Consider the following 15,513-nt stretch of genomic DNA (forward strand, 5'->3'; position numbering starts at 1 on the left):
GCCTTTAGAGTACCGGCGTCAGCTTGTGGCATAGGGTTTTTTTCAATGTCTACAAAATGGGGTCTTGACCATACTCCGTAGAGGCTCTTTTTTTTCCAAGGGCATCCGCCTTTTTTGGGAATCCAAGATAAGCGTCCATTAGGTGATAAAGGCTAACGCATATGTTATCACTAGGTATTTCCGCAATAAGCTCCTGCTATGCTCTTTGAAATAAGCAGTGGCAGAAGAGAGGAACATTGTGATGAGAATATTAATATGGAGCTCTATGGTTTCCGTTGGCGGGGGCTGCAGGCTGCTGGCCAATCTGGTTACCGCAATCGCGCGACAGCCGAATATTCAATTGGTTCGGGTTGTGATCTCCGCGCAAACCGGGTTCAAGGATCGCATCCAGATGAGGGAATATAACAATATTGAAATTTATTATGAGGAACAGGATATTCGCAGCGATCCGAACCATCCATATTTGCGGGATTGCCATGTTGTCTATGCGTTTTGGCCCCACGGTCCGCAGTTTGTCGACGTCAAGAAGCCTGTGGTTTGTACGTTTCATGATGCCACGATTCTGGATTTTGCTCCCCCGTTCGTCGGGGGCTCCGTCATTAGAGCCCATTGGCAGCAATATGCCGTTTGGTTCGAGCGCAGTGCCAAAGTCGTTGTCCCTTCAGAGCATGTAAAATCCAGAATCATAGCTCATTTCGGAGAAAGATGCCGGTCGGCCACCATTATCCGTCATGCCATTTTGCCGATGAAGCCTACTGTAGATCCGGCCTTGAATGCATCGCTGGCAACGATGCTGCCCTTTCCTTACTTTGTCTACCCGGCTAACACATCCCCGCATAAAAACCACTATAACTTGCTGCTAGGATACAATGGATGGGCCAATAGGCATCAGCATCCTTTAGTATTGTTCGGATATGGTACGGAGAAGCTTGGAATGACGCCGCCCAATTGGCCTGATGCTCCTTATCAATCAACACTTATATCCCTCATCCACAGACTCGGTTTGAAGCCGCTAAAAGACATCTATCCGCTGGGGCTAGTGCCCGATTCCTATGTCGCCCCTGTGATTAAAAATGCATATGCCCTCATTATGCCAAGCCTTTCGGAGGGAGGGGGAAGCTACCCGGTAGAAGAAGCACTAACTTTGGGAGTGCCAGTCCTATGCTCGGATATCCCGGTGATGCGGGAGCACTTATCCAACCGGAGCGCGGATGTCGTATGGTTTGATCCGGAGTCGCCCGATTCCATTACCAGAGCGTTCGAGCATCTGGCAGGGCACTATGATCACTATAAGAATTCGGCAATAGCAGGGATGAACGATCCGTCCGCATCCTGGGACGATATAGCCAAACAGTATATCGCCGTATTTTATGATGCGTTCAAATCCTATTATTCCGCATAATGAATCATTCCATTTGCAATCCATAGGAGGGGAGAACATCATGCGAAAACAAAAAACGCGCGCTATCAAAAAGCAGGTAAAGAAGCGGATAAGGAAAGCGGTGGCGAGACCTCGACTGAAAAGGAAAGTGAAACGCCCCGCTCCTGCTGCCAGGAGGAAAAGGCATAGGCCCGTAAGAAAGGTTCCGTTAAAAAAGACATACCGTCAGGCGTACAATGAGGCATTTGACCAAAAGTACAACGAGGGGTTTAACGCCGGTTTTGCCCAAGGTCTTAAAGAGGGGCAATAAAACCGAATTGGAGATGGCGGGAATAACTTAGGAATGGAAGAGGGCGGCTAAGGTAATTTGTACATTAACACAGGGACATGCGACGTTACGCAGTAGTTGCCTATGTAATATATTGTACTTAACCGACACGCATCACGCATCCATTCTAAAGTTGGAAACACGTTATAAGCTTTGAGTTTTGCTTAGGGCGGCAGGAAGCCCTGACTTGGAGAAGGAAGCTGAAGTTATGAGAATATTGGTCATTGGCGGTGAAGAGATCGCTGGCCGCGTTCTGGTTCCTTATTTGTACAAACAGACCTCATATGAAGTTTATTATACAACCAAGCTCAAGGGGCGGGAACGGAAGGGGCTGTTTTTGGACCCGACGGATGAAGTTATGGTTGAAAAATTAGTGGACATCGTAGCCCCGGACGTTATCGTGAATGGAACGAGTATTATCAATGACATGGCCCGATTGCATGAGATTACCGCGTACCGGGTGAACGGCCTGCTGCCTCATCAGCTAGCCAAGCTGGCAAAGGAGCGAACCATTCGCTTGATTCATTTGAGCACCGACGGTGTATTCTCGGGAACCAGAGGGGATTACGAGGAAAGGCACGTTCCTGAGGGAACCTCCGTGTATGCCAAAACCAAGGCGTTAGGTGAAATTCGTGATTCCTCCCATCTGACGATTCGGGTATCTCTCATTGGACCGGAGGGCGGAAACGGGATCGGTCTTCTTGACTGGTTTTTACGGCAAAAGGAAGTCCGAGGTTTCGTCAATGTGCCATGGAACGGGATAACCTCGCTGGAGCTAGCCAAATTCATTCATTTTGTCGTGGAGCATGGACGGCGATTGAATGGAATTCTTCATCTGACGGCCCCGGAGAAGATCAGCAAATATGATTTGCTGTTATCCATCAAGCGTTTGTTCGGCCGATCGGACATCCGGATACAGCCTAACGATGCAGTGGAATTGGACCGGACGCTCAGAAGCACGCGCCGGGACGTCGGTTATCAAGTGGCGCCATACTCGGTTATGTTGACGGAGCTGCGAGATTGGATGCGGAGCGGGGGGTAAGGCTAATGCGCGGGGTTCGGGACCAACCAAACCCGGCGGATGCTTTACGAAGGAAGTTTTGCTTTTCTAAGGAGGACAGCACAATGAAAATTGTCATTATGGCAGGGGGGCAAGGTACCCGCTTCTGGCCCCGGAGCGTAAAGCGCAAGCCAAAACAGTTTCTCTCATTAACCTCTGAGGAAACCATGCTGCAGCAATCATATCGCAGATTCGCCCAATGGGTACCGAAAGCCTCCATCTATATACTGACGACACGCGAGTACAGCGCAACGGTCAAGGAGCAGCTTCCCGATCTGGACTTGGCCCAGATCCTGCTTGAGCCTGAGCCGAAGGATACAGGGCCTTGCATTGCGCTGTCAGCGCTGCATTTTATGACCAAGGGGGAAAATGAGGTGCTTGTAACAACCCCCTCGGATCAATATATTCCCGATGATAAACGACTATGGGAAGCGCTGCTTCAAGCCGAAGCCGTTGCCGAGAACGGTCATTCCATCGTCACCCTGGGGATCGTACCGACGAGGCCGGAAACCGGATACGGCTATATCGAGACGGAGGAGCCTGATAGCGGGGGAGCCGTACTGGCCAAGGCTTTTATTGAAAAGCCTCCGCTGGATAAAGCGGTAAAATTGTTTCAACAAAAAAACATGTATTGGAACAGCGGCATCTTTGTTTGGAAGCCTTCGACGATTGCCTATTATATGACCAAATTTCAAAAAGAGATGTGGGGGCTGCTGTCCAGCTGCGGCGGCGATTGGGAGAAGGTTTATCACCGTCTGCCCAAAATCTCGATCGACTATGCGATCCTGGAAAAGGCAACGACCATCTATACGATCCCTGTTCATTTCGAGTGGGATGATGTGGGCTCCTGGACTTCGCTGGAGCGTATTTTTGAGAAGGACTCCAAAGGAAATATCGTGATGGGGGACGTCAGCGCCACTTATACGGAGAACAGCATCATCTACACGGAAGACCATAAAACGGTGGTTATCGGCATCAAGGACGTCATCATAGTGTCTACGCCCGATGGGCTGCTGGTGTGTCATAAATCCCAGGAACAGCAAATTAAAGATGTGCTGAAACTACTGGAATACTAAAGGAGGACCCTACTTCTATGAGAGTGTTAGTTACGGGAATATCCGGGTTTGTCGGCAGTCATATGGCGGAATATTTGCTGGCTAATCAAATTGAAGTCATCGGCACCATCCGGCAAAGAAGCCGCTTGGATCACATCAAGCATTTGAAGGACATTCGCCTCGTGGAGTGTGAGCTCAGAGACCCGTTTTCGGTAGAGAGCCTAATCCATGACGTTAAACCGGATCTGATCTTTCATCTGGCTGCCCAAAGCTTTGTCCCGACCTCCTGGAATTCGCCTATGGATACGATTCATAATAACGTTGCGAGCCAGGTCAATATTTTCGAAGCGGTGAGACGCTCCAATCTGGACTGCAAAATACAGATTGCTTGCTCCAGCGAGGAATACGGCCATGTGGAGCCGCATGAAGTGCCGATTAAGGAAACCAACCCGCTTCGTCCGTTAAGCCCTTACGCCGTCAGCAAAGTGACGCAGGAGTTTCTCGGCTATCAGTACAACAAAAGCTATGGGCTGAACGTCGTGCTGACCCGCACCTTTAATCATACAGGACCCCGCCGGGGGGAGAACTTCGTCACCTCGAATTTTTCCAAGCAAATCGCCGATATCGAAAAAGGGAAAAAGCCGCCTGTGCTGTACGTCGGCAATCTTCAGGCCAAACGGGATTTTACGGACGTGAGAGATATTGTGAGAGCTTACTGGCTTGCCGTAAACAAAGGAGTGCCGGGAGAAACCTATAATATCGCATCCGGCAAGTGCTATACCATACAAGAGGTATTGAATAAACTGCTGGCTCTCAGCAAGGTGCAAATTGAAATCAAGGAAGACGAGTCGCGCCTGCGCCCTTCGGATGTGGAGATCTTGCTAGGTGACTACACCAAATTTCATCAGCAAACGGGCTGGAAGCCGGGAATCCCGTTTGACCAAACGCTGGAGGACCTGCTGAATTATTGGAGGATGCAGCCATAACCGTGCAGCAAGGCTGTTTTATCCCTAATAGCAGACTTACTTCCGCTTTTCACTATGCAGAGATTGGGAGGGCGAGCGATGAAAGCACGAAAGATGGCAGGCGCGGTCAAAAAAATGGCGGCGGGCAAACGGGTCAAACGGATTCGATTGCGCAAACGGCAGCCGGCCAAGCGTAAAGTGCTCGGTCTGAAAAAATGGCCGAAACCAAAGCAGGGCAGGCCAAGTCTTAAGTCGCCGTTCTCCGCTTCTATTAGAGGGGTTAACCTGATAGGCTTCATTCGGGCGGAGACGGGGATAGGGGAATCGGCGCGCCTTGGGGCCAGGGCTCTCGTCAATACGGATATCCCCTTTGGCATCATGAATTACACAGCGAAGCATGATGTTCGTACGGAAGATACAACCTGGTCCTATAAGGAAATGGACAAAGCGGTGTATAACACGAATATTTTCCATATTAACGGGGATATGATCAAGCGGGCGGCCAGACATTTTGGCGACCGCGTGACAAGGAACAAATACAATATAGGCTACTGGCATTGGGAGCTGCCCGAGTATCCGAGAGTGTACTGCAAGGGCTTCGATGTCGTGCAGGAAGTGTGGGTGCCTTCAACCTTCGTCCTTGACAGTGTCTCTATGAAATCCAAGGTCCCGGTTGTCAGAATACCGCACGGCATTGAAGTCGGGTATCAGGCGGAGCTGAATCGTGACTATTTTGGCCTGCCTCATGGCCGCTTTTTGTTCTGCTCCATGTACGATACGCAGAGCTATCACAAACGAAAAAATCCTTTGGCGGCAATAGAAGCCTTTAAGCGGGCGTTTGACCATGAAGCCGGCGTGGCCTTGGTCATCAAGGTCAACAATCCTGAATCAAAGCCGGGCGAGCTTGATCTTCTGAGGCAGGCGGCGGCAGGACATCACAACATCATCCTTCTGGACCGGACCATGACCCGGCTCGAAGTGAATTCGCTGCTTCAATGCATCGATTGCTTTGTTTCGCTGCACCGTTCGGAAGGCTTCGGGCTGGGTCTGGCCGAGGCGATGTATTTGGGCAAACCGGTTATTGGCACCAACTGGTCCGGCAACACCGACTTCATGCATCCCGGAAATTCCTGCGCGGTCAATTATAAATTGGTAGACGTCGGGGAATATTGGGGGCCTTATGAAGCGCATCAAAAATGGGCGGAGCCGGATATCGACCATGCGGTAGAGTATATGCGCAGACTGGTCGCGCATCCGGAATGGAGGCAAATGATTGCCGAGAACGGGCAGCATACGATCCGATCCCAGTACTCCCCCCAAGTTGTTGGCCAAATGGTGAAAAAGCGGCTGATCCATCTAGGTTTAATTCAATAGTACACTGAGTAAGGGAGATCGATTCGATGGATGTGATGGGATTAAGACAGAGCTCCGAGCAGTTTAAACGGACTCTCCAGCAAGGAAATCACTATCGCATAGTCAGAGTCATTCATGCGCTGCTTCGGCTGGAGGGGGAAGCATTTATATGGGTCTTGTACTCGCAGCTGCTTCATAGGGAGCCGCATGGCCATGAGCTTCAGTACTACATGCAGCTTCTCGCGCAAGGGACGCAAAAGCTGGATTTATTGACTGCATTGATTCAAAACGGGGAGGCCGAGCGTTTGTTCGGTTTCCCTAATCCGCCAGGGCATCAGGACATCACCTTGGCCAGTATTGTCAACCAATTTTTCCTGGCCGACGGCCCCCAGTTTATAGAAGCTCTGTATTACGAGTTTTTATACCGCAGTCCGGATCCGGGCGGCATGCAGGTTCACTTGCAGCATCTGGCACAGGGCGTCCCGAGAATGATGTTTATTATGAGCTTTTTGACCTCTTCGGAATTTCTTACCTTGATGGCGGCCCCCCTGCCGCCTGGGGAGACCTCCGTCATGCCTAATACACCTGTACAGCCGGTTCCGATCGCGGGGAGCGGGCTTCCCGCGAAGCAGGTAGGCATATTTATGGGATATACCCAGACGATTGGGAAGCTGCTTGACGGTGAAGGCATTGGGCGTTTCAGCATGCGGTTGATTGAAGGGCTGTTGCATCATCCTGATATTATTATTCATGTTGCAGTAAGGGAAAATAACTATCTGGATCTGGAGCGGGCTTACCGGAAGCTGAAGGCCCTCTACCCGGGACGGGTCTTCGTTCATAAATTTCCTTCCATGGAGTGGCTGAACCACCATATCCCGGTGGATGTTTGGGTGGTGCCATATATCGGCATGGAGCTGGCTTTAGAGCTGCATAAGCCCTTTATTTTGTGCGTACACGATTTGGTATACATGCACTTTAGGAACGAGTATTACAGAGAGCAGCCTGTGTTTTGCCAGAGTCTGGACAACATTGTATATAGAATGGCCGATAAAGCCAGGAAGGTTGTCTTCAACTCCAACTTTACGAGGGATCATGAAGGAATGCAATTTTTGAAGCTGCCGTTCCATAAGATGCATGTGATTCGTCTTGCCGCACCTTCAGAGGAGTATGCCTCCTTCGGAATTACTCCGGAGCTGGAGTTCAGATTGAAATATAAGCTATATGGACCGTACATTACGTTTCCGTCTGTTGTGCGCCTGCATAAGAACCATGATCGTCTCATCGAAGCCTTTCTTCGCTACAAACAATCCCCGGACGGCAAGAGATCACAGCTCCGCTTGGTTTTGACCGATCAGCAGCATGACAGGCCCTTGGAGGGCGCAATGGCGGCCGCCCTGCAGCGCTGCACGGATGCTGAGGCAAGAAGCAGCGTGAACTTCATAGGGCGGCTGCCTTCACACGATATTCCGTCCCTATATAAATATGCATTCGGTACCATTGTTCCTACTCTATTCGAGGGCAGTTGTCCGTTCCCTATCCTGGAATCCCTGGTTATGGACACCCCGGTGGCGACCAGCAGACTGGAAGTCATTAACGAGGTTGTCAGCGACCATTATGCTCTGATTACCTTTAATCCTTATGACGTTGCGGAGATGGAGACGGCAATCCGGCAGCTCGTCTGGAACAGGAATCCGCTGGTTTTACGGCAGAAGCAGGCGTTACAGAGCATGCTGAATCGAAAATGGACGGATGTTGCTAACGAATATTATGCTGTCATTTCAGCTATTCAAATGGGATATTAAAGAATGGAGAGAGGAGCGTGGCTTGTCCTGTCCAGAGATAGGGCGACCCGCTCTTTTTTGCCCGCATCTGCATGCGTAAAATTTGGTTCCTCTTGAATTACCTGAATCGGACGCAAACGCTGCGGCTCTGGAAACTTTATACAAGCCCTAATTGTATTCCCTGTGGATCAGCAGCATGGATGGCTTAATGAGGTTATTTGTGCCATCTGAGCGCAGGAGGCCGACTATCTCGTAAGGGAAATAGTCGGCTGGAACCGGCGAAGCTTTCGGTTAAGCCAGGGCTTAACCGGCTTGCTCCGTTTCTTTCTTCGGATTTTCACTCCAATCATCTTTACGGCAATTTCACGCTGGTACCGGCTGATCAATTCGATCTGCTCGGCAAGCCCCCTGGCTATATCCTGAGAGTCTTTTACGACCTCTGACATACTCTCCATCATGACGGCCAAGGCGCGCTGGCTGCGGGCCAAGGATTCCAGTATGTGAAGCTTAAGCTTTATTTGCAAGTCTTCCTCTTGGCGCCTCATCTGGAGCTGCCTCCGAAGAAGTCGTTAAAATCACCCGAAATTTCCCCTGAATTGCCGTCCTCATTGCTATCTCCTAATATAGCCTGCAAATTTTTGGTTAATGCCTGCTCCATCTTCGTTAAGCCGTCAATCACTTCGAGCAGCTGCTCGTGGATTTCGATAGTACGCTTTACTTGATCATTGTGATCGCCTAAATGCGAGGAGGTCAGATGGGTGCACATCCATCGGCTGGAGCGGGCGGCTTCATGCGCTTTGGCCTCCAATATTAAGGAAATATTTTTTTGAAAGCTTGCTGACGATTGCAGCAGCCTGTGGTAAGAGTCCGTTCTGCTCAAAGCTAACCCTCGCTTTCCTTGAATATAGGCTATTCTTCATCCGGTGAGTCTACTTCTTTTAGTACCAAAATCAGATTATCGCCCAAGGCATCCGTTAAATCGGCCAGGCTGTTAAGGTAGGCGGCTATATTCTTCGTTACATTGAGCGAATGGTCCGTCAGTGATTCTATATCTCCGAAAGAAGGGTTTTCATGCGAAATGTCATGAATAAACTGTCCGGCGAGCACGGCGATATGGCGCTCGGCATCAAGTATTTTGGCCATTTCCAGCTGAGAAATGGACATATAGTCAATGATAGCATCGATTTGCCGCTGCATTCCTTGCCCTCCTTCCCATATAGATTTCCACCATAACATATGCGGATGGATACCGCTAAATCACGGCATCCGCCTACCGCATGACAGCTGCAAAAAAATTTCATGGCCGTTGGTCCAGAGGTAGCCCCCGCCTTATAGGAAGGTGCGGGGGTCTACACCCCATTTATCGATAAATTTAGCGTAGTTGCGTTCCAGCAGCTCCTGGACCGATTCCTGGCTCTGCTTCTGGAAGCTTGCGCTTCCATGGTGGAAGATAAACGCATCTCCGGCAATCATAAGCCGAAATCCCGCTTGCCGGGCACGATAGCAATAATCGTCGTCTTCCAAGTGTCCTGGCGAGAATCGTTCATCCAGGAGGCCAATTCGATTCATTAGCTCCCGCTTGAATAAGAAGCATAGTCCGACAACTCGCTCCGTAGGCTGCCATTTCGTCGAGTCAGGCTGATTGTACCGTTCCGCCATATCGGTCACGTTAGTAAAAGGCTCTGTAATTTGCTGCTTTCCGCTCGCATAGTTGGTGACAGGTCCGACAATGCCGATATCGCTGGAGCTGTAAAGGCATCTCAGCATATGGTCCAGTGCTCGCTTGGTAAATAGCGTATCGTTGTTCAAGAGAAGCAGCGCATCCCCGACGGCAATGCGAAGACCGAAATTGCAGGCAGCGGGAAATCCGCGGTTGAAGGGGAGGGAAATCAGCTTGAGCTTTTCCTGAATGCAGTACTGGACGGAGCCGTCATTCGAGCCGTTATCCACCACAATAATTTCGTACGCCGTGCTGATATGCTCCCGAATGGATGCAATACAAGGCTTCAGCAAGTGAAGCCCGTTATAGTTCGGTATAATGATGCTGGTCATTTGCATGCTATTATCCTCCTGCGTAGCCTCTTTTGCGTTGGGTATCCACAAACTCCAGCCTTTCTCCAGCCCGTTCACCCGCTAGCCTGATCGCTTCAATATGATCTCCGATAATCAGCTCCGCCGTTCGGTTCTTCCTCCCGACGTTGCCCTCCCGCAGTTTGTTTCGGTTAATGACGTTAATGCTTCCCCCCGTACCGATATGCAATCCCTTCAATACCGCCAGCACTTGTGCTTTAGGGGGGACAATTAGGGAATGGGTCCCCATGGTCTCCACAGCCTTACGGGACAGAGCATGAGGTACGGCTGTCATGGAATTGGCGGCCAGGTCGGGCCGTTTGAGTGCGACATTCAAAAATTGCTTCATATGCGTGACGGAATCCGAATGTGCAAATGAAGATAAGAAAGGGGTCACATTGTTCAATGCGACATCCAGCCCGTTTTCGATTCCATAGATAAAAGGAATCAGCTGCTCCGCCTGAATGGGAATGTCGCCGTCCAGGAACAGCAATATATCCGATTGTGCCAGATTGGCCCCAATGGCGCGTCCGACATCATGTCCTACTGCCTGCGGATACGATACGACGACAGCGTGGGATTTGCTGCGCGCAATTTCGAAGCTGTGATCGGTTGACCCGTTGACAACAACATAAATCTCGTCCAGGGGCAGACGGTTTAATTGCTGTAAGATAGTCCCGATGGATTCTTCCTCATTTTTAACGGTCACGATAGCCGCTATGGTCTTATTCGTGGGGACAAGGAGCCAGTCGTGGGGATGCTGGCCCTTGGCTTTGAAAAAGCCCCGAACATATCCTTTAGCGGCTTCCGCGTAATGCTTCCACGGCTCCCGGGTAATATGCAGTGACGGAATATGCTTCATCCAGTAACGGTTCAGCGCTTTTTTCTGGAAAGGCTCATGCTCGATGGAGTACAGCAGACTGTCCTCCTTGCCGTATGCTTTGCCGGAACGATACGCATGGGAAGATGTCCTGACGGTAAGGAACTGGGCTCTTCTTTGTCTAGCAGCCGAACGGAGGGGCGTTCGCTTGTTTCTTTTCTTTAGCCTTGCTCTGCCCCTGGGGGCAGCCACTTTCCTTCGTTTTTGCGGCCGGGTACGGGTAATGGTTTTCTTGCCAGGTCGTTTATAAGCAGGTTGCAATTTCGTTTCACCTCACTAAGGACCGATTTCTGGCTAAATCCGAGTGATGAGCCCGTTCGTTAGTCGCCTGAACTAACCAATGTATAGCTTCCAGATGATCACCGACTATTAAATCCCGAAGCGGATCGACCCCATGGTTTCTTCTGCGTATCGGATTCACTGTGCTGACATCGACGTGATGCACCGCTTCTACCCGAAGCTGCTTGACTAGAGCTATTGTCTGTGCTTTGGGAGGGACGGATAAATGCTCCGCACCGATCGTATTCAAGGCCCTTCTGCTTAGGGCGTGAGGGATGGCGGTCATGGAGCAGCCGCGTAAATCACTGCGGCCGAGCATGCTGTTCAAGGCGTGCTTGGCGAGCACCACCGGATGCACCTGTTGGGTCTGCACGGGACCGGAATACCGGTTCAGGGCTACGTCAACTCCATGACGAACCGCTCGAATAAATGGGAGAAGCTGGGCTGCCGGAATTATGATATCCCCGTCCATGAAAAGCAAAATATCTCCCGTCGCATGCAAAGCGCCGACACTTCGTCCGACATCATGTCCAAGAGGATGCTCGAAGCTGATGACGCGGGCACCTTTGGCCAGCGCTACTTCTTTGGACCCGTCGGTAGAGCCGTTAGCGACAACGATAATTTCCAGCGGATTCAGCTTACGGGCTTCCCTCAGCACCGAACGCAATGTTTTCTTCTCGTTCATTACCGGAATAATAACCGATACCCTGGATGAGGATGGAGAGCCGGCAGCTGGCATGGATTTGCGTTTTTGCCGCATTCGTTGTACAACTCCTCTCATCGGTTTTAGTACAAATAGTCGTATATCGATTCGTACAATAGTTATCTTATGTACTTTTGTCACGGGAGAGAGGGCTATAGCATATAAGGGATGAAAAGGGCGCTCGATAGGTGCATAGATGATTTAAATCAAAGCATACAATAATGTAATTCATAGGGATTGGGGGTCATATGATTGCGTCGAGTCGTCATTATCGGAGCGGGCGGGCATGCAAAGGTCGTCATGGATATTTTGAAATCGAACCGTGCCTTGGAAATTATTGGATGTACGGATAAACAATTAGCAGGAACCCAAGTATTAGGCGTCCCTGTCCTAGGGGATGACTCGGTTCTTCCGGAGCTGTACGGCCAGGGGGTTCGGCATGCCTTTATTGCAATCGGAGATAATAAGCTTCGAAGGCTGCTGGCCCGCAAAGCTACGGAGCTGGGGTATGAATTAATCAACGCGGTGAGTCCTCACGCTTACGTGGCTGAAGCAGCTTCTCTAGGGGCTGGCGTTGCGGTAATGGCGGGGGCAGTCATTCATCCGGATGTCCGAATAGGAGATAACAGCATTATTAATACGCAGGCTTCTGTAGATCATGACTGTGTGATCGGAGAGGCGTGTCATGTGGCGCCGGGTGCAACTCTGTCGGGAACCGTCACTGTAGGAGACGGAACGTTCCTTGGTACCGGGACCAAGGTCATCGACGGTGTTCGAATTGGCTCTTGGTCCGTACTCGGAGCCGGTTCCGTAGTCGTCAAGGATATACCGGACAGCTGTCTCGCCTTCGGCGTACCGGCGCGCATCATCCGGCAGCTGTAGCCTATAAACCTAAAAAGACGCTTCCCGTTCGTCAGGGGAGGCGTCTTTTTGGTGTTTTGGGGCATTAGGGGTGAATAGAGGCTGAAACCCATCCGGTTTATCCATTCGTTTAGTGCGGGTCGTCCGGGAAACACGCCGATAGACTTAATTCTGTTCGGCAGCCTTCACTTCAGCGGCGACCTGTTTAACCATTGCCGCAATATGCTGGATATCCTCCGGCGTCAGGCTGCCGTAGCTTGGCAAATTGATCCCCTGAGCGCAAATGCGGTTGGATACCGGAAACTCATCGGCTGGCTGTAAATGCTGATAAGGAGGCAGCTTGTGCATCGGGTAAAAGAACGGCCTGGTTTCAATCCCTAACGCGTACAGACGCCGCATCACCTCATCCCGCTGCTCTTCCGTAAACTCATGGAAGACGGCGCTGAACATCCAGTATACGTTCTTAGCCCATTCCTTCTCCACGGGCAGGGTAATAAGGTCGCTGTCCTTCAACTGCTCCACATATTGTCCGGCAACTTGAATCCGCCGCTCGATATGCCATTTAGCCTGCTCCAGCTGCGCCAGGCCAATCGCGGCTTGAATGTTGGTCATCCGGTAGTTGTACCCGATCACAGGGTACCAGTAACGACGCTGAGGGTCCATTCCCTGCCCTTTTAATAGAGCGATTGTCCGGGCGATGGAATCGTCGTCGGTGGTGATCATTCCTCCTTCGCCGGTGGTCAGTATTTTATTGCCGAATAGACTGAATATGGCTGTGTGGCCAAGAGAGCCTACCATGCGTCCTTTATACTGGGCACCTACGGCCTCCGCGGCGTCCTCGATGACGAACAAGCCGTGCCGGCCGGCGATCTCGAGAATCGGGTCCATGTCGGCCGAATGGCCGTACAGATGCACAGCGATGATCCCTTTCGTGCGCGGGGTTATTTTTGCTTCGATTTTCCGGGGATCGATATTCCAGGTATCCGGTTCCGAGTCGACGAAAACGGGCTTAGCATTGCAGTAGGTTACTGCGTTGGCCGTCGCGATGAAAGTAAACGTAGGCACGATAACTTCATCCCCCGGACCAACGCCATGGGCCAGCAGGGCGAGATGAAGGGCCGTCGTACCGTTGCTGCATGCCAGAGCGTGCTTGGTCGTGCACAGCTCGGCAAAGCCCTGCTCGAATTTTTTGATATAAGAGCCGTTTGAGGAAATCCAGGTAGAGTCAAGGCAGTCGTTGACATATTTTTTTTCATTACCATTTAAGATTGGGAGTGCAACAGGATAAAAGTTGCCCAATTTGTATCCCTCCTAGTAGGGCGGCACCGTGCGGAACATGTAAATGATGAACGGTGCATAAGTGATTGAAACATGACTATTCGATAATATATGCACTTTCTCGGAAAACGGGGTCAAGGTACACCGCTTAACAAGGCCCATTTTGGGAGAGAAGAAACCAGCGAGGGATTTCATAATCCTCCTGTCCGGGTTCAAGATGAAGACCGTGATAAGCACCCACACACATCATTTTGCATAACAGTATGATATGGGTAGCATAAAAGGCGATTTTGGTAGCCCGTATTGAATTGGAGGAGAACGATGTTGATTAAGCCTTCCGTTATTTATCAGCAAGAACCGTTAATCGCAAAATATGAGCAGGTTGTAACCACTGCAGAATGCCGGCAGTTAATTGAAATGGCCCAAAATTCTCTTCAGCCTGCCAAAGTCATAGGACAAACGGAGGTAGTAACCTCGGATTTCAGAAAGTCGGATTTTGCCTGGTTTAACCATCATGCCAATGAAACGGTAATCCGGGTGTGTAAGCGGGTCGCTTCCATCGTTGGGCAGCCTCTTCATTACGCGGAAAATCTTCAGATTGCAAGATACCTCGTTGGCGGTAAGTTCGGTGCCCATTATGATACTTATGATTTGTCCACGGTGGCCGGCAAAAATTTCTTTCATCAAGGAGGGCAAAGGCTGTACACGGCACTGCTGTACCTGAATTCAACAAATGCCGGGGGCGAAACCTACTTTCCTGAGCTGAACCTGGACATTGTTCCGACGGAAGGCACTCTATTGGTTTTTGAGAACTGCAAAAAAGGTACGAATGAAACGCATCCGCTATCCTTGCACGGCTCGCGGGAGCTGAAGGAAGGGGAGAAATGGATCGCTACTTTATGGTTCCGGGAGAAGGCTCAGTACGTCGCTCCATGGACTCAAGCTGCAGTTGAAGAACAAATGCTGCCCGAGAATAAGGAACCTCAGGCCGAACGCATGGAGCCGATGTCTGTCTCGGGCATGCCGGATCCAGAACCAGCTACAGCTTCCACTTCGGGAAGCCAAACGCTATCCGCTAAGGTCGTTGCGAAAGGGAGCGGAGGGAAGCGGGAAATTCATTTCCGCGGATTTACAGTGCAGACCAATTACATGGCGGAGGATGGTCAGTATGATCGGGGGCCGAGTCCAGGGGAAATGATTCTAGGGGCACTGGGCAGCTGCGTAACTCAAACCGCATTGGCATTGGCGGCAGAGAGAAAGATCGTACTGCAAAAGGTTGAAGTGGAGGTCGAGGGAGAGCTGGCCCAAAATGATCCGTGGAGTGCGCCTTCCCTTCATACCATATCCTATCAACTTAGCATTGTTTCGCCGGAATCTACAGACACCATACTCAAGCTGCACAATGCGGTCACCAGAGTATGCCCTAGCTTGCATCTGTTAACCGATCCACAAACCGTTCGCAGGACATTTGTACACGTGCAGCCGACGCAATAAAAGAGCAATCTAGCTGCGGTATAAC

16 protein-coding genes are annotated in these 15,513 nt (G+C 50.7%); 9 read left to right on the forward strand and 7 right to left on the reverse strand.

What is annotated here, in order from left to right:
* Positions 1 to 241: 241 nt before the first annotated feature.
* The 7 genes from ABEA66_RS09690 to ABEA66_RS09720 all read left to right on the forward strand — a co-directional run bounded on the left by ABEA66_RS09690 (position 242) and on the right by ABEA66_RS09720 (position 7,944).
* Entirely contained in the window at positions 242 to 1,402 is a 1,161-nt protein-coding gene (locus tag ABEA66_RS09690) for a glycosyltransferase (protein ID WP_345587409.1), read from the forward strand.
* Between the two features lie 40 nt (positions 1,403 to 1,442).
* Complete coding sequence (locus ABEA66_RS09695) at positions 1,443 to 1,691, forward strand: FliH/SctL family protein (protein ID WP_345587410.1); 249 nt, start codon at positions 1,443 to 1,445, stop codon at positions 1,689 to 1,691.
* A 226-nt stretch (positions 1,692 to 1,917) separates the two neighbouring features.
* On the forward strand, positions 1,918 to 2,751 hold the full coding sequence (locus tag ABEA66_RS09700) for a dTDP-4-dehydrorhamnose reductase family protein (protein WP_079910161.1): 834 nt from the start codon (positions 1,918 to 1,920) through the stop codon (positions 2,749 to 2,751).
* An 83-nt stretch (positions 2,752 to 2,834) separates the two neighbouring features.
* Positions 2,835 to 3,845 carry a mannose-1-phosphate guanylyltransferase gene (locus ABEA66_RS09705; RefSeq protein WP_345587411.1) on the forward strand — a complete coding sequence of 337 codons (1,011 nt, stop codon included), beginning with the start codon at positions 2,835 to 2,837 and terminating at the stop codon, positions 3,843 to 3,845.
* Between the two features lie 17 nt (positions 3,846 to 3,862).
* Positions 3,863 to 4,810: a GDP-mannose 4,6-dehydratase gene (locus tag ABEA66_RS09710; protein ID WP_345587412.1), complete on the forward strand. Its 948-nt coding sequence runs from the start codon at positions 3,863 to 3,865 to the stop codon at positions 4,808 to 4,810.
* 78 nt (positions 4,811 to 4,888) lie between these two features.
* Positions 4,889 to 6,163, forward strand: a complete 1,275-nt coding sequence (locus ABEA66_RS09715; RefSeq protein WP_345587413.1) for a glycosyltransferase family 4 protein — start codon at positions 4,889 to 4,891, stop codon at positions 6,161 to 6,163.
* 26 nt (positions 6,164 to 6,189) lie between these two features.
* A complete protein-coding gene (locus ABEA66_RS09720; RefSeq protein WP_345587414.1) occupies positions 6,190 to 7,944 on the forward strand; it encodes a DUF4214 domain-containing protein in 1,755 nt (584 codons plus the stop codon).
* Between the two features lie 224 nt (positions 7,945 to 8,168).
* Here ABEA66_RS09720 and ABEA66_RS09725 read toward each other — a convergent pair whose 3' ends face one another.
* From ABEA66_RS09725 to ABEA66_RS09750, 6 genes are all read right to left on the reverse strand, one after another.
* A complete protein-coding gene (locus ABEA66_RS09725) occupies positions 8,169 to 8,468 on the reverse strand; it encodes a hypothetical protein (RefSeq protein WP_345587415.1) in 300 nt (99 codons plus the stop codon).
* Positions 8,465 to 8,803, reverse strand: coding sequence for an alpha-helical endospore appendage domain-containing protein (locus tag ABEA66_RS09730; protein ID WP_079909945.1), 339 nt, complete (start codon positions 8,801 to 8,803; stop codon positions 8,465 to 8,467). The genes ABEA66_RS09725 and ABEA66_RS09730 overlap by 4 nt, the downstream gene beginning before the upstream one ends.
* 29 nt (positions 8,804 to 8,832) lie before the next feature.
* On the reverse strand, positions 8,833 to 9,120 hold the full coding sequence (locus ABEA66_RS09735; protein WP_079909946.1) for a nucleoside-diphosphate sugar epimerase: 288 nt from the start codon (positions 9,118 to 9,120) through the stop codon (positions 8,833 to 8,835).
* Between the two features lie 132 nt (positions 9,121 to 9,252).
* Positions 9,253 to 9,981 carry a glycosyltransferase family 2 protein gene (locus ABEA66_RS09740; RefSeq protein WP_345587416.1) on the reverse strand — a complete coding sequence of 243 codons (729 nt, stop codon included), beginning with the start codon at positions 9,979 to 9,981 and terminating at the stop codon, positions 9,253 to 9,255.
* 4 nt (positions 9,982 to 9,985) lie between these two features.
* Entirely contained in the window at positions 9,986 to 11,134 is a 1,149-nt protein-coding gene (locus ABEA66_RS09745) for a glycosyltransferase family 2 protein (RefSeq protein ID WP_345587417.1), read from the reverse strand.
* 7 nt (positions 11,135 to 11,141) lie between these two features.
* Positions 11,142 to 11,912 carry a glycosyltransferase family 2 protein gene (locus ABEA66_RS09750; protein ID WP_144027817.1) on the reverse strand — a complete coding sequence of 257 codons (771 nt, stop codon included), beginning with the start codon at positions 11,910 to 11,912 and terminating at the stop codon, positions 11,142 to 11,144.
* 195 nt (positions 11,913 to 12,107) lie between these two features.
* Here ABEA66_RS09750 and ABEA66_RS09755 point away from each other — a divergent pair, with 195 nt between their 5' ends.
* A complete protein-coding gene (locus ABEA66_RS09755) occupies positions 12,108 to 12,737 on the forward strand; it encodes an acetyltransferase (RefSeq protein WP_256865301.1) in 630 nt (209 codons plus the stop codon).
* A gap of 144 nt (positions 12,738 to 12,881) precedes the next feature.
* Here the strand turns inward: ABEA66_RS09755 and ABEA66_RS09760 are convergent, their stop codons facing one another.
* Complete coding sequence (locus ABEA66_RS09760) at positions 12,882 to 14,015, reverse strand: DegT/DnrJ/EryC1/StrS family aminotransferase (protein WP_079909949.1); 1,134 nt, start codon at positions 14,013 to 14,015, stop codon at positions 12,882 to 12,884.
* Between the two features lie 300 nt (positions 14,016 to 14,315).
* Between ABEA66_RS09760 and ABEA66_RS09765 the strand changes: the two genes are divergently transcribed.
* Positions 14,316 to 15,488 (forward strand): OsmC family protein, encoded by a 1,173-nt coding sequence (locus tag ABEA66_RS09765; protein ID WP_345587418.1) that lies wholly within the window; start codon positions 14,316 to 14,318, stop codon positions 15,486 to 15,488.
* Positions 15,489 to 15,513: the final 25 nt, after the last annotated feature.

The sequence above is a fragment of the Paenibacillus vulneris genome (assembly GCF_039543185.1).
Taxonomy (GTDB): domain Bacteria; phylum Bacillota; class Bacilli; order Paenibacillales; family NBRC-103111; genus Paenibacillus_S; species Paenibacillus_S vulneris.